At 71.6% G+C, this 18,948-nt stretch carries 19 protein-coding genes; 4 read left to right on the top strand and 15 right to left on the bottom strand.

What is annotated here, in order from left to right:
* Positions 1 to 256 precede the first annotated feature (256 nt).
* Positions 257 to 1,132: a protease HtpX gene (gene htpX, locus EOINJALH_RS18470; RefSeq protein ID WP_088282755.1), complete on the top strand. Its 876-nt coding sequence runs from the start codon at positions 257 to 259 to the stop codon at positions 1,130 to 1,132.
* A 39-nt stretch (positions 1,133 to 1,171) separates the two neighbouring features.
* Positions 1,172 to 1,654, top strand: a complete 483-nt coding sequence (locus tag EOINJALH_RS18475) for a DUF456 domain-containing protein (RefSeq protein ID WP_088282757.1) — start codon at positions 1,172 to 1,174, stop codon at positions 1,652 to 1,654.
* Between the two features lie 201 nt (positions 1,655 to 1,855).
* Here the strand turns inward: EOINJALH_RS18475 and EOINJALH_RS18480 are convergent, their stop codons facing one another.
* The 5 genes from EOINJALH_RS18480 to EOINJALH_RS18500 are packed head-to-tail and all read right to left on the bottom strand — an operon-like array spanning position 1,856 to position 4,682.
* Positions 1,856 to 2,413 (bottom strand): universal stress protein, encoded by a 558-nt coding sequence (locus EOINJALH_RS18480; protein ID WP_310732315.1) that lies wholly within the window; start codon positions 2,411 to 2,413, stop codon positions 1,856 to 1,858.
* Positions 2,394 to 3,041 carry a 2-hydroxychromene-2-carboxylate isomerase gene (locus EOINJALH_RS18485; RefSeq protein ID WP_088282761.1) on the bottom strand — a complete coding sequence of 216 codons (648 nt, stop codon included), beginning with the start codon at positions 3,039 to 3,041 and terminating at the stop codon, positions 2,394 to 2,396. The genes EOINJALH_RS18480 and EOINJALH_RS18485 overlap by 20 nt, the downstream gene beginning before the upstream one ends.
* Positions 3,038 to 3,259, bottom strand: coding sequence for a DUF1289 domain-containing protein (locus tag EOINJALH_RS18490; protein ID WP_088282764.1), 222 nt, complete (start codon positions 3,257 to 3,259; stop codon positions 3,038 to 3,040). The genes EOINJALH_RS18485 and EOINJALH_RS18490 overlap by 4 nt, the downstream gene beginning before the upstream one ends.
* Complete coding sequence (locus EOINJALH_RS18495) at positions 3,256 to 3,759, bottom strand: YbaK/EbsC family protein (protein ID WP_088282766.1); 504 nt, start codon at positions 3,757 to 3,759, stop codon at positions 3,256 to 3,258. The genes EOINJALH_RS18490 and EOINJALH_RS18495 overlap by 4 nt, the downstream gene beginning before the upstream one ends.
* Positions 3,756 to 4,682 (bottom strand): hydroxymethylglutaryl-CoA lyase, encoded by a 927-nt coding sequence (locus EOINJALH_RS18500; RefSeq protein WP_088282768.1) that lies wholly within the window; start codon positions 4,680 to 4,682, stop codon positions 3,756 to 3,758. Before EOINJALH_RS18500 ends, EOINJALH_RS18495 begins: the two co-directional genes overlap by 4 nt.
* A gap of 289 nt (positions 4,683 to 4,971) precedes the next feature.
* Between EOINJALH_RS18500 and EOINJALH_RS18505 the strand changes: the two genes are divergently transcribed.
* Positions 4,972 to 5,355, top strand: a complete 384-nt coding sequence (locus tag EOINJALH_RS18505; protein WP_088282770.1) for a hypothetical protein — start codon at positions 4,972 to 4,974, stop codon at positions 5,353 to 5,355.
* 58 nt (positions 5,356 to 5,413) lie between these two features.
* On the opposite strand, the gene EOINJALH_RS18510 is transcribed toward EOINJALH_RS18505, so the two are convergent.
* The 7 genes from EOINJALH_RS18510 to EOINJALH_RS18540 all read right to left on the bottom strand — a co-directional run bounded on the left by EOINJALH_RS18510 (position 5,414) and on the right by EOINJALH_RS18540 (position 13,461).
* Positions 5,414 to 7,408, bottom strand: a complete 1,995-nt coding sequence (locus EOINJALH_RS18510; RefSeq protein ID WP_088282772.1) for an acetyl/propionyl/methylcrotonyl-CoA carboxylase subunit alpha — start codon at positions 7,406 to 7,408, stop codon at positions 5,414 to 5,416.
* Positions 7,409 to 7,488: 80 nt separating this feature from the next.
* Positions 7,489 to 8,127, bottom strand: a complete 639-nt coding sequence (locus EOINJALH_RS18515) for a DUF4126 domain-containing protein (RefSeq protein WP_234413920.1) — start codon at positions 8,125 to 8,127, stop codon at positions 7,489 to 7,491.
* Between the two features lie 2 nt (positions 8,128 to 8,129).
* Positions 8,130 to 8,912, bottom strand: a complete 783-nt coding sequence (locus tag EOINJALH_RS18520; protein ID WP_088282776.1) for an enoyl-CoA hydratase/isomerase family protein — start codon at positions 8,910 to 8,912, stop codon at positions 8,130 to 8,132.
* Between the two features lie 24 nt (positions 8,913 to 8,936).
* Positions 8,937 to 9,884, bottom strand: coding sequence for a GNAT family N-acetyltransferase (locus tag EOINJALH_RS18525; RefSeq protein ID WP_088282778.1), 948 nt, complete (start codon positions 9,882 to 9,884; stop codon positions 8,937 to 8,939).
* A 58-nt stretch (positions 9,885 to 9,942) separates the two neighbouring features.
* Positions 9,943 to 11,565: a carboxyl transferase domain-containing protein gene (locus tag EOINJALH_RS18530; protein ID WP_088282780.1), complete on the bottom strand. Its 1,623-nt coding sequence runs from the start codon at positions 11,563 to 11,565 to the stop codon at positions 9,943 to 9,945.
* Between the two features lie 160 nt (positions 11,566 to 11,725).
* Positions 11,726 to 12,385: a glutathione S-transferase family protein gene (locus EOINJALH_RS18535; protein WP_088282782.1), complete on the bottom strand. Its 660-nt coding sequence runs from the start codon at positions 12,383 to 12,385 to the stop codon at positions 11,726 to 11,728.
* A 20-nt stretch (positions 12,386 to 12,405) separates the two neighbouring features.
* On the bottom strand, positions 12,406 to 13,461 hold the full coding sequence (locus EOINJALH_RS18540; RefSeq protein WP_088282784.1) for an asparaginase: 1,056 nt from the start codon (positions 13,459 to 13,461) through the stop codon (positions 12,406 to 12,408).
* A 68-nt stretch (positions 13,462 to 13,529) separates the two neighbouring features.
* Here EOINJALH_RS18540 and EOINJALH_RS18545 point away from each other — a divergent pair, with 68 nt between their 5' ends.
* Positions 13,530 to 14,411: an EamA family transporter gene (locus EOINJALH_RS18545; RefSeq protein ID WP_088282786.1), complete on the top strand. Its 882-nt coding sequence runs from the start codon at positions 13,530 to 13,532 to the stop codon at positions 14,409 to 14,411.
* Between the two features lie 39 nt (positions 14,412 to 14,450).
* Here EOINJALH_RS18545 and EOINJALH_RS18550 read toward each other — a convergent pair whose 3' ends face one another.
* The 3 genes from EOINJALH_RS18550 to EOINJALH_RS18560 are packed head-to-tail and all read right to left on the bottom strand — an operon-like array spanning position 14,451 to position 18,856.
* Positions 14,451 to 15,659: an efflux RND transporter periplasmic adaptor subunit gene (locus EOINJALH_RS18550; RefSeq protein ID WP_088282788.1), complete on the bottom strand. Its 1,209-nt coding sequence runs from the start codon at positions 15,657 to 15,659 to the stop codon at positions 14,451 to 14,453.
* Between the two features lie 43 nt (positions 15,660 to 15,702).
* Entirely contained in the window at positions 15,703 to 18,102 is a 2,400-nt protein-coding gene (locus tag EOINJALH_RS18555; protein WP_088282790.1) for an ABC transporter permease, read from the bottom strand.
* Between the two features lie 13 nt (positions 18,103 to 18,115).
* Positions 18,116 to 18,856 carry an ABC transporter ATP-binding protein gene (locus EOINJALH_RS18560; RefSeq protein WP_088282792.1) on the bottom strand — a complete coding sequence of 247 codons (741 nt, stop codon included), beginning with the start codon at positions 18,854 to 18,856 and terminating at the stop codon, positions 18,116 to 18,118.
* Positions 18,857 to 18,948 lie beyond the last annotated feature (92 nt).

An 18,948-nucleotide genomic window follows, 5' to 3' on the forward strand; every position in this document is an offset into this window, starting at 1 on the left:
TGAATGGAGGCCGCCCGCCCCAAGCGCCGGAAATGCGCGGCAAGCACCGTCCTGCTCCGCGTTGCCAGTGCGGTCCCAGTGGCGGCCGGCCTCCATTCACTTCGTAAAAGACGAACCGAATGCGCCGCTCAGGCTGCTTTTGGCAGACACCAATCCGGGTGCATGATGCAGGCCATCGAGTGCGCGTCGACACTGGGACAGGGGTCGGCGCGAGGTGGTCAAGGTCCCTGTCCCGATTTCTCTTGCGAGTGGAACCATGAAACGCATTGCCTTGTTCGTGCTGACCAACCTGGGCGTGATGCTCGTGCTGGGCCTGGCGGTGAACCTGCTCGGCCTGAACCGCTTCCTCACGGCGAATGGCCTGGACCTCACGTCGCTGCTGGGCTTCGCGCTGGTGATGGGCTTCGGCGGCGCCTTCATCTCGCTGCTCATCAGCAAGCCGATGGCCAAATGGACCACCGGCGTGCAGGTGATCAACGGCTCCACCGACCCCACCCACGCCTGGCTGGTGTCCACCGTCGAGCGCTTCTCCCAGAAGGCGGGCATCCAGATGCCTGAAGTCGGCATCTACGAGGGCCCGCCCAACGCGTTCGCCACCGGTGCGTTCAAGAACTCGGCGCTGGTGGCGGTGTCCACCGGCCTGCTGCAGTCGATGACGCGCGAAGAGGTCGAGGCCGTCGTGGGCCACGAGGTGGCCCACGTGGCCAACGGCGACATGGTGACGATGGCGCTGATCCAGGGCGTGATGAACACCTTCGTGGTGTTCCTGTCCCGCGTGATCGGCTACGTGGTCGACAAGGTGGTGCTGCGCAACCAGAACGACGGGCCCGGCATCGGCTACTACGTCACCACCGTCGTGCTGGACCTGGTGCTGGGCGTGGTGGCCGCCATCATCGTGGCCTGGTTCTCGCGCCAGCGCGAGTTTCGCGCCGACGCGGGCGCTGCAAACCTGATGGGCCGCAAGCAGCCGATGATCAACGCGCTGGCCCGCCTGGGCGGACTCGACCCCGGCGAGATGCCCAAGGCCATGCAGGCCATGGGCATCAGCGCCCGCCCCGGCGGCATGATGGCCCTGTTCTCCAGCCACCCGCCGATGGAGCAGCGCATCGAGCGCCTGCGCCAGGCCGCCTGACCGGGCGCGGAACGACCTCGATCACGCCAGGCCATCGACATGCCCGACATCGTCTGGTGGGTGCTGAGCACCGTGCTGATCGTGGCCGGCCTGGCCGGCACGGTGCTGCCGGCACTGCCGGGCACGCTGCTGATCCTGGCCGGCATCGCGCTCGGCGCCTGGATCGGCGGTTTCACCGCGGTCGGCTGGGGCAGCCTGGCCGCCATCACCGTGCTGGCCGTGCTGTCATGGGTGCTCGATTACGTGGCCGGCCTGCTGGGCGCCCGCAAGGCCGGGGCCAGCCGGCAGGCCCTGGTCGGCGCCGCGCTCGGCACGGTGGTGGGGCTCTTCATGGGCCTGGTCGGCGTGCTCTTCATGCCGCTGGTAGGCGCGGCCATCGGCGAATACCTGGCACGGCAGGACGAGACGCGGGCCATGAAGGTCGGCGTCGCCACCTGGCTGGGCCTGATGGCCGGCCTGCTGGCCAAGGTGGTGCTGGCGTTCATGATGATCGGCCTGTACCTCGCGGCGTTGCTGATCTGAACCGCGTGCACCGACCCATCGGCGAAGGGCCCACCGATGGGGTGCCTGGGTACCGGGCGAGCGGTCCGTGCCGACGAAAGCCGCCGCCGCGGCGCTGGCCCGACGGTGGCATCGCTGGTGCCGCAGGCTGGCGCGACGACGGCCGGGAGCCCGTGCCGATCGGCAGGCAGGAGCCCGGGATGCCGTCCCGGGCGCGCCGGGTCAGTGCAGGATCAGCAGCGGCAGCTTGCTGCGGCCCATGACGTTCTTGGTGTGCGAGCCGAACAGCAGTTCGCCGAACACACCGCGGCCGTGCGTGACCATGACGATCATGTCGCACTCCTGCTCGACGGCGTGGTCGACGATGGCGCGATCGACCGCGTCGGTGCGCACGTGCAGGCCATGGAAATCGACGCCGGCCTCCAGCGCATGCTGCTGGAAGTAGGAGATCACCTTGTGCGCGTGCGTGTCCGTGCGCGTGATGTGCGCAGTGGTCTCGCGCTCATACTGCGACAGCTGGATGCCCACGGTGGGCAGCGGGGCGTCGGGCTCGACGACGAAACCGACGATCGACGCGCCAAGCTGCTTCGCCAGCGCGATGCTGGCATCCATCGCGACCTTGGAGAGTTCGCTGCCGTCGACGGGAACAAAGAGCTTGTGGTACATGATGAGGGGTTCGTTGAGTTGATGCCCGTCACTGTAGGGGTCGACCCCCGCCCGCACATTGACTGTGGTCAAGTTGCAGAAGGCCTGACCGCCTTCAAGCGTGTCGAACCACACCCTCGGGCTGCCTTGCCGCGTCGCCCCAGGCCGGCCCGTCGAACCAGGCGTCACCCTGCATCGCCGCGCGCAGCATCGGCAGCGCGTCCTGGCCCCAGAACAGCCGGCCCTCGCAGGCCAGCGTGGGCACGCCGAACACACCCTGCGCCCGGGCCGCGTCGGTGGCGGCACGCAGTTCGGCCCGCACGTCCTCGCCCAGCGGGTCGCGCACCGGTGCCACGGCCTGTGCTAGCACCGCCAGCGCGGCAGGGTCGTTGGGGTCGGCGCCGTCGCGGCACCACACATGGCGGAAGATCTGCTCGACGACACGCCGGTTGGGCAGGCCGCCGGCCGGCGCCGACGCCAACGCCAGGCGTTGCAGCGCGAGCGGGTTGAACGGGTGCGGCCGTGGCAACTGCAGCGGCGTGCCCTGCAGGTGCGCCAGCCAGGCCACCTGGCGGTAGGTCCACACACGCTTTGGCGCGATTTCGGCCGGGCCCTTCTGGCCCCAGGCCTTCAGCAGGCCGGCAAACAGCAGCGGTCGGAAGTCGACCACATGGCTCTGGCCCTCCAATGCCTGTGGCAGGCGATCGAAGGCCAGCCAGGCGTAGGGCGAGATCACGTCGAACCAGAAGGTCACCACCTTCACGACGGCGCTCCAGTGGCGCCCGGGAAAGGCCGGTCGGCGGGCCACTGGGCCCAACGCTCCGGCAGCAGCGCGATGATGCGGCGCCGGCCTTCGTCGCCCAGGCGGCCCCAGGCGACGATCTCGTCGATCGTGCGCAAACAACCCTCGCACCAGCCGGTGCCGGCGTCCATGCGGCAGCGGTTGACGCAGGGGCTCTCCACCGCGGTGGCCGTGGTCATGCGGGCAGCACCACGTCGGCCACCGGCGCATCGGTGAGTTGCACCAGTTGCAGCGGGTGCAGGCGGAACACGCCGTTGGGGTGCCCGGCAGCCGCCCAGACCTCGTCGAAGCGGAACAGGTCGCGGTCGATCAGCACCACCGGCGGGGTGGCATGGCCCACCGGCGCCACGCCGCCGATCGAGAAGCCGGTGCGCGTCTTGACGAACTCGGCATCGGCGCGGCCGATGGCGCCCACGGCCGCCGCCACCTTCTTCTCGTCGACGCGGCGGTCTCCCGAGGTCACCACCAGCACCGCCGCCTCGTCGGCGCGGCGCCGGAAGATCACGCTCTTGGCGATCTGCCCCACCTGCACCTGCAGGGCCTCGGCGGCCTCGGCGCAGGTGCGCGCCGACACCTCGAGCCAGCGCGGCGCGTGCGGGTGGCCGCGCTCGGCCAGCAGTTGGGCCACGCGGCGAAAACCTTCGGGGCGATCAGCCTCTGGCACAGCCGCCAACGTCATGCGAAGACCCTGCCCTTCTTCGTCAGCAGGGCACGGCCGGCGCGCGACACCGGCGGACGGCCCAGCACGTCGGAGATGAAACCGCCGGCGTCGACCAGCGCATCGAGGTCGATGCCGGTGTCGATGCCCATGCCGTGCAGCATGAAGACCACGTCCTCGGTGGCCACGTTGCCGGTGGCCCCCTTGGCATAGGGGCAGCCGCCGAGGCCGGCCACGCTGGTGTCGAAGGTGTGGATGCCGACCTCCAGGCTGGCCAGGATGTTGGCCAGCGCCTGGCCATAGGTGTCGTGGAAATGGCCGCTCACCTCGTCCACCGGGAAGTGCTTCAGCGCCCGCTCCATCACCGCCTGCGCGCCGCGCGGCGTGCCGGTGCCGATGGTGTCGGCGATGCCGCAGTGCTGCACGCCGATGCCCTTCATCAGCTTGACCAGGTGCTCGACCTCGTCGGGGCTGACCTCGCCCTGGTAGGGGCAACCCAGCGCGCAGGAGATTGCCGCGCGCACCTTCAGACCGGCCTCGCGGGCGGCAGCCACCACCGGGGCGAAGCGGTCGATGCTCTCCTCGATGGAACAGTTGATGTTGCGCCGGCTGAAGGCCTGGCTGGCGGCGCCGAACACCACCACCTCGTCCGGCCGCGTGGCGGCGCCACCGGCCAGGGCCGCATCCAAGCCCAGCATGTTGGGCACCAGCACCGAGTGGCGCACGCCGGGCGGGCGGGCGATGGCGGCCATCACCTGCGCGTTGTCCGACATCTGCGGCACCCACTTGGGGCTGACGTAGCTGGTGACCTCGATCTCGCGCAGGCCAGCGGCCTGAAGCCGGTGCACCAGGGCCACCTTGTCGGCGGTCGCCACCGGCTGCTTCTCGTTCTGCAGCCCGTCGCGCGGGCCGACGTCGACGAGCGTCACGCGGGAGGGGATCATGTCAAGGCCTTTCGATTCAGGTTCATGGAACACGCTAGCGCCCCATTGACGCGCACTCGGGGATAGACTCCACTCGCAGGCACGGGTGGCCGGGTCGGCCAGGTCGTCCGGCCGCGGGATCGAACCCGTCGATCACACACCCCGGCAGCCCGCTCGCGGGCTCGACGACCCGCACTTTACTGGCTTGTGTGGCGGGTTTCACCGGGCCACGCCTCCGACCCCTTAGGGAGTGCGCGTTCCGGCCCGTCGGATCACAATATTGCGCATAACAAGATTCAGGGTTCACGGCATGACGACCATCAGTGCCAGCCGATTGCAGATCGCCACACGCATCCACTTCCTGCTGCTGCGCGACCTGGGCCAGGGCATCGACATCGAGCAGATGCTCCAGCAGCCGCGCTACGAGCGCGACGTGTTGCTGGTGTGCGACGCCTGTCCCGGCTCGGAACTGGCCACCCTGGCACAAGACTACCGCCGGGCGCTGCCCGCGCCCACGGGCAACCAGTCGCCCGCCGGCCACACCCGGCAGCCCATCGACTGGTCACGCGCCAGCACCGGCTTCGGCGTCACCCGGCCGATGGAGGACACGCCGGAGCCCGGCACCGCGTCCAAGGCCAAGACCACGGCTGGCGCGGCTGCCCGGCGGCTGATCAGCCGCTGGTGGCAGCGCTGAGGCGGCGCGCCGGCCCGCAGCCGTCCGCCGGCGCCGGTCGCCACCGGCCACTCCGGCCTCAGGCTTCCAGCCGCAGCAGTTCACCACCTTCGGCCACCTGGTCGCCCACCGCATAGAGCATCTCGGCCACCACGCCGTCTCGCGGCGCGGTCAGCGTGTGCTCCATCTTCATGGCCTCCATCACCGCCAGCGCCTGGCCCTTGGTGACGGCGTCGCCCTTCTTCGTGAGGTAGGCGATCACCTTGCCGGGCATCGGCGCGGTCAGCCGGCCGACCTCGGCGGCGCTGTCGCCGGCATGGGCGATGACGTCCACCTCATGAACGACGACATGGCCCTCGGGGGCGAACACCGCCACCCGCTCGCCGTGCACATGCACGGTCAGGCGCAGGCGCCGCTCGCCGAGGCGGATGTCGTGCACCTGGTCGCCCAGTGCGCGGGCCTCGAACCGCCAGGTTCGCTCGCCGATCTGCAGCACGCAGGCACCGTCGTGCAGTCGAGCCAGGGCGACGGCATGGCGGCTGCCGCCATGCTCGATGTCGAAGTGCCGCCGTGCACCCCCATGCATGCGCCAGCCATTGCGGTGCGACCAGGGGTCGGCATCCTCCAGCGCGGCCTCGTCGGCCAGCGCATGGGCCACCACCCCGGCCGCCGCCAGTTCCAGCGGCAGCGGCGGCTGGTCGAGCAGCACCGCCCGCTCACGCTCGATCAGCGAGGTGTCGAGGTCGGCGGTGGCAAACGAGCTGCAGGCCACCACGCGGCGCAGGAAGGCGGCATTGGTGTGCAGGCCGACGATCTGCGTGGCCGCCAGTGCCGCATCCAGCCGCGCCAGCGCCTGCGCGCGGTTCTCGCCCCAGACGATGAGCTTGGCGATCATCGAGTCGTAGTAGGGGCTGATGGCGTCGCCCTGGCGCACGCCGGCATCCACGCGCACCGGCCCGCGCTCGAAGGCCACGTGCGCCGGCCAGCGCAACACGTCCATCGTGCCGGTGGCGGGCAGGAAGCCGCCATCGGGGTTCTCGGCACAGATGCGCGCCTCGATGGCGTGGCCGTGGATGGCCAGTTGGTCCTGGCGCAGCGGCAGCGGCTCGCCGGCCGCCACGCGCAGCTGCCACTCGACCAGGTCCAGGCCGGTGATGGCCTCGGTCACCGGATGCTCCACCTGCAGCCGCGTGTTCATCTCCATGAAATAGAAGCGCAGATCGCCGTCGTCCACCTCCTCGGCGATGAACTCCACCGTGCCGGCACCGACATAGCCCACGGCCTGCGCGGCCGCCACCGCGGCGGCGCCCATCTCGGCGCGGCGCGCGGCGCTCATGCCCGGCGCGGGCGCTTCCTCGAGCACCTTCTGGTGGCGCCGCTGCACCGAGCAGTCGCGCTCGAACAGGTACACGCAGTGGCCCAGGCTGTCGCCGAAGACCTGGATCTCGATGTGGCGAGGCCGCAGCACATAGCGCTCGACCAGCACATGGCTGTCGCCGAAGCTCGACTGGGCCTCGCGCTGGCAGGACGCCAGCGCGGCGGCGAAATCCTCGGCCCGGTCGACACGGCGCATGCCCTTGCCGCCACCGCCGGCACTGGCCTTGATCAGCACCGGGTAGCCGATGCGCTGGGCCTCGGCGGCCAGCAGTGCCGGATCGTTGTCGGCGCCGTGGTAGCCCGGCACCAGCGGCACGCCGGCCTTCTCCATCAGGGACTTGGCGGCCGACTTGCTGCCCATCGCCGCGATGGCCGACGGCGGCGGGCCGATGAAGGCGATGCCGGCGTCGGCGCAAGCCTGCGCGAAGGCCTCGTTCTCGGACAGGAAGCCGTAGCCCGGGTGCACCGCCTGCGCCCCGGTGGCCCGCGCCACCTCGAGGATCAGGTCGGCGCGCAGGTAGCTGTCGCGCGGCGCGGGGCCGCCGATGCGCACCGCCTCGTCGCAGGCGTGCACGTGGCGCGCGTCGGCGTCGGCGTCGGAATACACCGCCACCGTGCGCACGCCCAGGCGACGCGCCGTGGCGGCCACGCGGCAGGCGATCTCGCCCCGATTGGCGATCAGGATCTTGGTGAACATGCAATGGCTCCGTCAGGTCGAGAGGACTCGGGTGCGCGATGCGCCCTGGTCCGGGGATCGTTCTTGTGCATCGGCATCGGTCAGGCCGCCATGCGGGTGCCGCCGATGCGCCCGCGCAGCGTGCGGATCAGGCTGACCAGGAACTTCATCAGCACCACCGTGAGAGCCACCATCACCACCAGCACGATGGCCAGCGCGACGAAAAACCAGGTGGGCTGGGCCCAGGCCGCCCACAGCATCGCCGGCACGAGCGCGTCGCCGGCCAGCGACAGGCCGATGTTGGAGAACGGCTCGGGCGAGGTGTTCGCGGCCGCGCGGGTGGTGGCCTTGGCCACGTGGCTGGTGGCGGCCAGCGTGCCGCCCATCAGCGCGGCGATGGTGGTCCAGGTGGCCTGGTCGCCGCCGAACACGCCCGCCGCCAAGGCGGCGCCCGCGGGGATGCGCACCACCGTGTGCAGCGCATCCCACAGCGAATCGAGGCCCGGCACCTTGTCGGCCAGGAACTCCACCGCCAGCATCAGCCCGCTGGCGCCCAGCACCAGCGGGTTCTCCAGCAGCTTCAGCCCCTGCGGCAGCGGCACCCAGCCCAGGAAGCCGGCCAGGCCGGTGAGGAACACCACCGCATACAGCCGCAGCCCGCTGGCCCAGCCCAGTGCCGCAGCGATGGCGAACAGGTGGCTGGTGTCCATTTGACCTGGGTCGAGCGGTGGCAGGTTCATGGTCAATTTCTCCAGGACGGTTCGCGCTTGGAAAGGAAGGCCTGCACGCCTTCCTTGCCCTCGTCGCTGGCGCGGATGTCGGCGATGCGGCGGGCCGTGTCTTCACGCAGCGCGGCACCGATCGGTTGACCGGCGACGTCCTGCACCAGGCGCTTGCTGGCCTTCACGGCCTGCGGGCCATTGGCCACCAGCGTGGCCACCAGCGCGTCGACCTGGGCGTCCAGCGTCTCGGGCGCGGCCAGCGCGTGCACGAAGCCGAGGCGGTGCGCCTCGGCGGTGGAGAAGCGCTCGGCGGTGATGAAGTAGCGGCGCGAGGCCTGCTCGCCCAGCGCCCGCACCACGTAGGGCCCGATGGTGGCCGGCAGCAACCCGAGTCGGGCCTCGCTGAGGCAGAAGTGCGCGCCTTCGGCGGCCAACAGCACATCGCAGCAGGCCGCCAGGCCCACGCCACCGGCAAAGCAGTCGCCATGGATGCGGCCGACCACCGGCTTCGGGCAGCTGTAGATCGTCCACAGCATCTCGGCCAGCGCCATCGCGTCGGCGTGGTTCTGCGCCCAGCTGTAATCGGCCATCGCGCGCATCCAGTTCAGGTCGCCGCCGGCGCAGAAGGCCTTGCCATGGCCGCCCAGCACGATGGCGCGCACGCCCGCGTCGTCGCCCAGCGCGCCGAAGGCCGCGGTGAGTTCGGCGATGACCTCGCTGTTGAAGGCGTTGCGCACCTCGGGCCGGTTGAGGAAGACGCGGGCGACGGGGCCTTGGCGGATGATGTCGAGCGTGGTGGTCATGGAGTGCCTGGTGGGAGGATGCGCTCAGACCGGGTCGCGGCGGTAGGCGCCGATGGCGTCGGCGGTGCGCCAGGCCGGCGGCGTCTCACAGCTGCCCCAGTATTCGTCGGCACCGGCGATGCGATCGCCGCGGAAGCGCCACAGGGTGTTGGCGAAGAAGCGCCGGCCGTCGTGGGTGACCTCGATGACCGAGTGCACCCGGCCGTCGGCCATCGGCGTCACCTCGCGCACGCTCAGGTGCCAGCCTTCGGGGTAGAGGGCGTTGACACGGATGATCGCGTCGGCATCCAACAGGTGCTCGCCGCTGGCCAGCCAGTGCAGCTGCGCGTCGTCGGCCAGCCAGCGCCGCGCGCCCGCCCAGTCGCGCGCCTGGAAGCCGGCCCACAGCGCGCGCACCAGCGCCGCGTGGTGCTCGATGTCATCGGTGCGCGGTGCCGCGTGGCCGGGCAGCGGCTTGGCCATGACGACGCTGCGGTAGGTCTTGCCGGCCCACTGCACCTCGTCGACATCGGCGTAGCCCATGTGCGTGTAGCGGGCGCGCAGGTGGGCGGCCGGGGCTGCCGTGTCGAGCGCGATGGCGCGGTGGCCGGTGTCGCGGGCCCAGGCCTCGCAGGCGGCCATCAGGCGTGCGCCGATGCCGGCGCCCTGCCGCGCCGGCTCCACCGCCAGCTGGTGCAGGTGGGCCACGTCGGTGCGGTAGAACCACGGCGTGGCGCGCGCCCACGGCTTGGTGTTGGGGTCGTACACGCCCGACGCGGTGACGCTGCCCACCAGCGCGCCGCCCTGCTCGGCCACCCAGCACAGCGCGCCGAACAGCCTTTCACGCGTCATGGCCTCGGACTGGTCGACCGCGGTGAAGTTGAGCCCCGCGGCCCCCAGCGGCGCGTAGGCGCGGTGCAGCAGGCCGGTCAGCGCCGCGACGGAATCGTCGTCGCGCAACGGGCGGATGTGCAGTTCGGCGTCGGCGGTCATGCCTGTCGTCAGGAACGTCGGGGTTGTCGGAATCGATGCCGTGCAGCGCCCGCGGGCCTCACATGCGGAAGACGCCGAAGCGCGTCTCGGGGATCGGCGCGTTCAGCGCGGCCGACAGGCCCAGCGCCAGCACGCGGCGCGTGTCGGCGGGGTCGATCACGCCGTCGTCCCACAGCCGGGCGCTGGCGTAGTACGGGTGGCCCTGGCGCTCGTACTGCGACAGGATGGGGGCCTTGAACGCGGCTTCCTCGTCGGCGCTCCACTGGCCGCCGCGGCCCTCGATGCCGTCGCGGCGCACCGTGGCCAGCACGCTGGCCGCCTGCTCGCCGCCCATCACCGAGATGCGCGCATTCGGCCACATCCACAGGAAGCGTGGCGAATAGGCGCGTCCGCACATGCCGTAGTTGCCGGCGCCGAAGCTGCCGCCGATGATCACGGTGAACTTGGGCACCGCGGCGCAGGCCACCGCCGTCACCATCTTGGCGCCGGCGCGGGCGATGCCGTCGTTCTCGTACTTCTGCCCCACCATGAAGCCGGTGATGTTCTGCAGGAACACCAGCGGCACCTTGCGCTGACAGCACAGTTCGATGAAGTGCGCACCCTTGTTGGCACTCTCGGCAAAGAGGATACCGTTGTTGGCGACGAAGCCCACCGGCATGCCGTCGATGTGGGCAAAGCCGCAGACCAGCGTGGTGCCGTAGCGGGCCTTGAACTCGTCGAACTCGCTGCCGTCGACGATGCGGGCGATGATCTCGCGCACGTCGTAGGGCTTGCGCGTGTCGGTGGGCACCACGCCGTGCAACTCGGTGGTGGCGTACATCGGCGGGCGCGCCGGCCGCAGCGCCATCGGCGCGGGCTTGGTGCGGTTCAGGCGTCCCACGGCCTGGCGGGCCAGGGCCAGCGCGTGCAGGTCGTTCTCGGCCAGGTGGTCGGCCACGCCGGACAGGCGGGTGTGCACGTCGCCGCCGCCCAGGTCTTCAGCGCTCACCACCTCGCCGGTGGCGGCCTTCACCAGCGGCGGGCCGCCCAGGAAGATGGTGCCCTGGTTGCGCACGATGATGGTCTCGTCGCTCATCGCCGGCACGTAGGCGCCACCGGCGGTGCACGAGCCCATCACCACGGCGATCTGCGGGATGCCCTGGCCGCTCATGTTGGCCTGGTTGTAGAAGATGCGGCCGAAGTGGTCTCGGTCGGGGAATACATCGTCCTGGTTGGGCAGGTTGGCGCCGCCCGAGTCGACCAGGTAGATGCAGGGCAGGTTGTTCTGCGCGGCGATCTCCTGCGCGCGCAGGTGCTTCTTGACCGTGAGCGGGTAGTAGGTGCCGCCCTTGACCGTGGCGTCGTTGCAGATGATCAGGCACTCGGTGCCGTTGACGCGGCCGATGCCGGCGATCATGCCGGCGCAGGGCGCGGCGTCGCTGCCATCCTTCTCGGGGTACAGGCCCATCGCGGCCAGCGGGGCGATCTCGAGGAAGGGCGTGTCGGGGTCGAGCAGGCGCTCCACCCGCTCGCGCGGGGCCAGCTTGCCGCGCGCCAGGTGCTTGGCGCGAGCCTCGGCGCCACCGCCTTCGGCGATGCGCGCCAGCCGGGCGTTGAGGTCATTGACCACGGTGCGCATGGCCGCGGCATTGGCCTTGAACTCCTCGGAGCGGGGGTTGAGCTTGCTTTGCAGAACGGCCATGCGGGCTCCGGCGGGGCGGTGGGGAACGTGGGACGGACAGCGTATTCGAGCGCGTGATTATTGATTGACGTTTACGTCAACGTCAACGGCAATCCGAAGCCCGCCGGCGGCTCAGCGAGCCCGTGCCCCCGCTGGCGACGCCCGATGGGGGCGGCCATGGTCAGCCGATCGGCGATACCGTCGACACGCCCTGGTCGATGGCCGCCTGCAATTGCTTCGCCAGCGCGCGCTGGTGCGCCGGCCGCTGCTGCAGGCGTCGCCAGTAGGCCAACACCTCGGGCGGGAACTGCCCGTCCAGGCCGAGGAACTCGCCCAGCATCAGCGCATAGGCCACGGACACGTCGGCCGCGGTGAAACGATCGGCGCACAGGAACTCGCGCGTGGCCAGGCGCGCCCCCATGGGCCGCAGCCGGGCCAGGAACCACTTGGCGTAGTCCTCCGCCACCTGCGGCTGCCGGCGCTCGGGCGGCTCGAAGCGGCTGTAGCGCAGCACCAGCGTCTGCGGGAAGGTCAGCGTGGCCTCGCCCTGGTGCAGGCAGTTGAGGTAGGCGCCGTACTCGGGCTCGTCGACGCCGACGTCGAGCGCGCCCTTCGAGTGGCGGGCCGCCAGGTACTGGCAGGTGGCGGCCGATTCGGTCATCACCGTGTCGCCGTCCAGCAGCGCGGGCACGGTGCCGAGCGGGTTGACCTCGAAGTAGCGCTTGTCGTGGGCCCGCGGCGGAAACGGCCAGACGCGCAGCTCGTAGGGCAGGCCGATTTCCTCCAACACCCACAACGGGCGGAAGGAGCGGGCGTTCAGGCAATGGTGCAGCGTGATCATCGGTTCGGTCCCGGGAAACCTCAGGCCAGGGCGGCGCGCAAGGCCGGGCTGGCCCGCAGCGCGCCGACGGTGAAGCCGTTCCAGTTGCGCAGCGTCAGGTCGCTGAAGCCCTGCATGAAGGCGCGCTCGCCGTCGTCCAGCCGGACGCGCGACTCGATCACCGCGGCCATTGCCACCTCGGACGCACGGGCGTTGTTGCCGTCGTCGATCTTGATCGCCACGCCCAGCCCCTGCTCGGGCAGCGCCGCGCAGTACATGCCCTCGGCGCCGACCTTGCAGAAGACGCGCTCGCCCAGGCGCTCCATCACCCGCGTGTCGAAGCGGCCGGTGCCGGCGACGAAGAAGGGCGAGCGGGCCACGGCCTCGCGCAGCCGGCGTGCCGCCCGTGCCTGGCCGTCGCGCAGGCCGACCCCGGTGCCCACCCGCGCGAAGGCCAGGGCCAGTTGCCGCAGCGGGATCGCGTGGGCCGGGATCGAGCAGCCGTCGGTGCCCACCGGCAGGCGCGACAGGTCGGCGCCGGTAGTGGACTGCAGCGACGCGCTCACCTCGCGCATCACCGGGTGCTCGGGCAACAGGTAGCCACGCACGAAGCCGCGCCACGCGTCGGCATCGCCGCCGCCCTGCGCCCTGGCCAGCAGGCAGCCCAGGCAGACGAAGCCGGCGTGCTTGCCCGAGCAGTTGTTGTGCAGCGCACTGGGCGTGGCGCCGTCGCGGGCCATGGCCTTGATGGCGCCGTCGAAGTAGGGCCAGTGGGCGCCGCATTCGAGTGCCGACGCATCGAGCCCGGCCTTGGCCAGCATCGACGCCGCGGTGGCCGCGTGCCGCGCCTCGCCGCCGTGCGACGCACAGGCCAGCGCCAGTTCGTCGTCGGAGAGGCCGAAGGCCTCGGCCGCACCGCTTTCCACCAGCGGCAGCGCCTGCAGCACCTTGCAGGCCGAGCGCGGGAACACCGGCCGGTCGATGTCGCCCAATGCCAGCACCGGCGTGCCGTCGGCATCGACGATGGCGATGGCGCCACGGTGGAAGGATTCGACGATGCCGCCGCGCAGGGCGTGCACCAGGTCTGGATGGCTCATGCTCGGCGAGGCTCGTGGGGTGTGCTGCCGGCGACTGTAGCCGCCGCCCCGCTGGTCACAATCGGGCGATGCCCTTGACCGCCGTCGCCCTGGTGCTGGTTGCCGCCCTGCTGCACGCCGGCTGGAACATCGTGGCCAAGAAGACCGGCGGCGGCCGCCACTTCGTGCTGATGGGCGCCATCATGGTCATGGTGCTGTGGTCGCCGCTGGGCCTGTGGATGGCCTGGCGCGAACTGCCGCGCTGGGGCTGGCTCGAATGGGGCCTGGTGCTGGCCAGCGGCGTCGCCCACCTGGTGTACTTCAACACGCTGCTGGCCGGCTACCGCGCGGCCGACCTGACGGTGGTGTACCCGGTGGCGCGCGGCACCGGGCCGCTGGTCACCTCGTTCGCCGCAGTGCTGCTGCTGGGCGAGACGCTGGGCCCAAGCGGTGTGGCCGGCGTGCTGGCCATCACCGGCGGCGTGTTCCTGATCGCCGGCGGGCCGTCGATGTGGGCGAAGGCCCACGACCCGGGCCAGCGCGACCGCCTGCGCGCCGGGGTGGTCTGGGGCGCCATCACCGGCCTGCTGATCGCCACCTACACCGTGATCGACGGCTACGCGGTCAAGGTGCTAGCGATGTCGCCGATCCTGGTCGACTGGATCGGCAATGCCGTGCGCGTGCCCTTCATGCTGCCGGGCGCGCTGGCCGACCGCAGCGGCTTCATGCGCGACCTGAAGGCGCAGTGGCGCGCCGCGCTGCTGCTGGCCGCGATCAGCCCGCTGAGCTACGTGCTGGTGCTGTACGCGGTGCAGATGGCGCCACTGTCGCACGTGGCCCCGGCGCGCGAGGTGTCGATGCTGTTCGCCGCGCTGCTGGGCGGCCGGCTGTTGGGCGAGGCCGACCGCGGCCTGCGGCTGCTGGGCGCGGCCTGCATCGCCGGTGGGGTGATGGCGCTGGCGTTGGGCTGAGCGCCGCCGCCGCCCCCGGCGGCCGGCCGCGCGCCCGCCTCACACCTTGCGCACCCGCACCGACACCCCATCGCGCACCGTCGACGGCGGGTAGACGATCACCTGCGCGCCGGCGGCCAGCCCGCTGCGGATCCAGGCCTCGCTGCCATTGCGCGCACCCAGCACCACCGGCGTCAGCCGCGCGCGGCCGTCCTGCAGCGCGAACACCGCCATGCCCGGTGCGTCGGTGCGCGGGAACACCGCGCTCGCCGGCACCCGCAGCGCCTTGTCCACCGACAGCGTCACCAGGCGCAGGCCGACGCGGTAGCCATCGCCCAGCGCGCGCCACTGCTCGGCCGGGCTGCTCAGGTCGATCAGCACGTTGACGCGCTGCTCTTCCACGCCCAGCGCCGACACCTTGGTGAAGGCCCCGGGCTCCACAAGGCGCACGCGACCTTCCAGCACCGTCGGCCCACCCCAGCGCTCGATGCGCACCGGCGTTCCAGGCCCGGCCTGCAGCGCATCGGTGGTCAGCAGTTCGGCCACGATCTCCAGCCGCGAGACGTCGCCGATCTCGAGCAGCGGGGTGCCCAACGCCACCGTGCCCTCGCTGGGCTGCAGCACCCGCAGCACGCGGCCGGCCACCGGCGCGCGCACCGCGAAGTCGCGCCGCGCCGCGGCCGTGTCGGGCGCCGCCCGCACCGCCACCAGCACCGCCCGCGCCTCCTCCAGCGCGGCCTCGGCCACGCGGCGCTCCTGCACCGCGCCGTCCAGGTCCTTCTGCGCCGCCTGGCGGGCCAGTCGCTGCGTGTCCAGCTGCGTCGGCGAAACGAAGCCCTGCGCCGACAGCTGCTCGGTGCGTCGCAGCTCGTTCTCGGCCTGGCGCAGCGCCACCTGGGCGCGCTCGATGCCGGTGGCGGCCAGCTTGACGCGCCCCTGCGCTGTCTCGACCCGCGCCTGCTGTTCGCGCCGCGTGCGCTCGTCGGTCATCGGCGCCAGCACCGGCCGCAGCGTGGCCACCACCGCGCCGGCCTCGATCGCATCACCGGCCTGCAGCGCGATGCGGGCCAGCTGCCCGGCCAGCGGCGCCGACACGGTGTAGCGCTCGCGCAGCCGCGTCTTGCCGTCTTCGTCGACGGTGGCCTCGAAGCGGCCCTCGGTGGCAGAGGCCACCTCGACCTCGACCGGCCGCGGCGCGAAGGCCCAGGCCAGCGCCAGGCCGAGCGCCGCGACCACGGCCCCCGTCATGATCCAGTGTTTCGTGTTCATCGCGTTGCAGTTCCCGTTCGTTCGCTCGGTGTCGACCGACGCGTCAGTCGCGCGTCTTCAAGGCCGCCACCATGTCCAGCCGGTCGATGCGCCGGCGCACCACCAGCGCACTGGCCAGGCCGGCCACCACCACGCAGATCGCCGCCCAGGCGAAGGTGCGGGCGCGGATGACCACCGGCAGGTCGAAGGCATCGGACTGCAGCAGGCCCGCCACCCCATGCACCAGCGCATTGCCGGCCAACATGCCCAGCGGCAGCGCGATGGCGATGCCGATGGCCATCTCGCCCAGCAGCAGCGCCGACACCTCGGCGCGCGTGAAGCCCAGCACGCGCAGGCTGGCCAGCTCCCAGGTGCGCTCGGCCAGCGCGATGCGGGCGTTGTTGTAGACCACGCCGACGGCGATCACCGCGGCGAACAGCGTCATCACCGAGCTCATGACACGGATGTTGCGCGCACTGATGTCCTGCATGTTGCGCCACAGCGTGGCCTTGCTGAAGGCGCCGGCCACGCGCGGCAACTGGCGCGCGGCCGCCAGGAACTCGGGCTCGCGCCCCCGCTCCACCGCCACCGAGAACTGGTCGGCCACGTCGCCCTCGCCGCGCAGGCGGTTCAGCGCACGGCGCGGCATGTAGGCGTTCAGGCCCATCATCTCGCGCACCAGCGCCTGCACCGACACCGTCACGGTGCGGCGGTCGCCTTCCAGCACCTCGACCAGGATCGCGTCGCCGGCCACCACCCCCAGCTTGGCCGCCAGCCGGTCGGTGAGCACCAGACCGTCGCCGTGCGGCACGGTCTGGTGCAGGTCGATGTCGACCAGGCGGCGCAGTTCGGGCCGCTCGGCATAGCCCTGGATCGCCACGTGCTCGCTGCGGTGGCCGCGCACCAGCCGCACCGCCACGTTGCGCGTCGCCTCCACCGCGATCGCGCCGGGCAGGCGCGCGATCTCGACCTGCGACGACGCCGCGGCCGGCTCGGCCAGCCACAGGATCACGTCGCTGCGCATCGCCACGTGGAAGGTGGAGTCGACCACCACCTCGATCGCGTCACGGAAGAAGTTGCCCATCACGACGATGGCCACCGAGGCCGCGACGCCGCCGATCGACAGCGCGGTGCGCCAGGGCCGGCGCTCCATCTGGCGCAGGATCATGCGCAGCGCGGTGGGCATGTGGCGCAGGCCCAGCCGCTCGGGCAGCGTCGGCCGGTAGCGGCCGGGCGCCGGCGGCCGCATCGCCTCGGCCGGCGCCAGCCGCACCGTCGCCGCGATGGCATTGACCGTGCCCAGCACCGCCGTGGCCAGCGTGATGCCGCCAGCGATCAGCACCAGCACGGGGTCGATGCGGTGGTCGAACACCGGGAAGCGGAAGAAGTCGGCGTACAGCCCGGTGAGCAGCGCCCCCAGCCACTTGCCCAGCGCCAGGCCCAGCAACCAGCCCAGCAGCGTGATCGCGCCGACCAGCTTCAGGTAGTGCCAGGCGATGGCGGGGTTGGGGTAGCCCAGCGCCTTCAGCGCGGCGATCTGCTCGCGCTGCGTGGCCACCACGCGCGACACCACCACGTTCAGCAGGAAGGCCGCCACGCCCAGGAAGATGGCCGGCAGCACCGTGCCCAGCACGTCCATCTCCTTGATCTCGTTGTCGAGCATCATGTGCGACACCTGCCGGTCGCGGCCGTGCGCGTCGCCGCCGCCATAGGGGCCGAGTTGCCGGCTCAGCGCATCGGACACGGCACGGGCCGACGCGCCAGGCGCTAGCTTGACCGCCAGGTGGTTGAAGGCGCCGTCCATGTCATAGGCCGCGGCCAGCACCTCGCGGTCGACCCAGAACACGCCGAAGCCGCGGGCGTCGGGCGCGCCACCGAGCCCGGCGAAGATGAACTCGGGCGACAGCGCGATGCCGACGATGCGCAGGCTGCGCTGCTTGCCGTTGATCAGCGCGCCCAGCCGCATGCCGGGGCGCAAGCCGCGCGCCGAGGCGAAGGCCTCGGACACCAGCGCGTCGATGGCGTCGGTGCCCGACGTGGGGGCGGCCATCGCGCCATCGCCGGCGCCGACCGCACCGCCCAGGCCGGTGCCCGAGCGCAGCGTGACGCGGTTCAGCCGGGGCGGCGAGCGCCGGTCGATGCCGATCAGCTGGCCGATGACGGCATCGCCCGGATCGCCGGTGTCGATGCGCACGGCGTGCTCCAGGGTGGCCTGCACGTCGGCCACGCCCGGCGTCTCGCGCAGCACCGCCACCAGCGCCATCGGCGCGCGCTTGACCACCGCGAACACGTCGGCAAAGTGCCCGCTGGCGTAGAAGCGGTCGCGCGCGGCGGCCAGCGAGTCCACCGCGCTCAGCGTGGTCACGAAGCCGGCCACGCCGCTGGCCACCACCAGCGCGATGGTCAGCGCCTGGCTCCACATGCGCAGCAGGTCGCGCAGCAGCTTGCGGTCGAGGGCCTTCATCGCCAGGCCCTCCTCACCACGACAGCTCCGTCGGCGACACCTTGTGCGCATTGGTGTCGACGCGCACGATGCGCCCGTCGCCCAGGTGGATCACCCGGTCGGCCATGCCGGCGATGGCGGCGTTGTGCGTGATCACCACCACCGTGGTGCCGAGTTCGCGGTGGATGCGCTCGATCACCTCCAGCACCAGCCGGCCGGTCACCTGGTCGAGCGCCCCGGTGGGCTCGTCGCACAGCAGCACCTCGGGCCGCTTGACGATGGCGCGGGCGATGGCCACGCGCTGCTGCTCGCCGCCCGACAGCTGCGCCGGGAAATGGTCCTGCCGCGGCGCCAGGCCCACGCGCGCCACCGCCTCGTCCACCGGCATCGGGTCGGTGGCGATGTCGGTGACCAGCGCCACGTTCTCGCGCACCGTCAGGCTGGGGATCAGGTTGTAGAACTGGAACACGAAGCCGACGTGCTCGCGCCGGTAGGTGGTGAGCTCGGCCTCGCTGGCGGCGCTGAGGTCGTGCTCGGCAAAGCGCACCGCGCCGGCACTGGGCGTGTCCAACCCGCCCAGGATGTTCAGCAACGTGCTCTTGCCGCTGCCCGACGGACCCAGCAGCACGATGAACTCGCCCCGGGCGATGTCCAGGTCGACGCCGCGCAACGCGTGCACCTCCACCTCACCGGTGCGGTACACCTTGGTGAGCCCGCGGGCACTGAACACGGCCTGGGCGCGGGAGCGGTCGGCATCCAACGCGTCGGTTGCCATGCGCTTCATTGTCCGACCAGACGCCGGGCCTTGGTTGACGCCCGTCATTCGCCGCCGGGCCGCGGTGCTGGCCGATGGCCACGACCACCGGC

Origin of the sequence: Ideonella sp. A 288, assembly GCF_002198735.1 — a bacterium.
GTDB lineage: Bacteria > Pseudomonadota > Gammaproteobacteria > Burkholderiales > Burkholderiaceae_C > Pseudaquabacterium.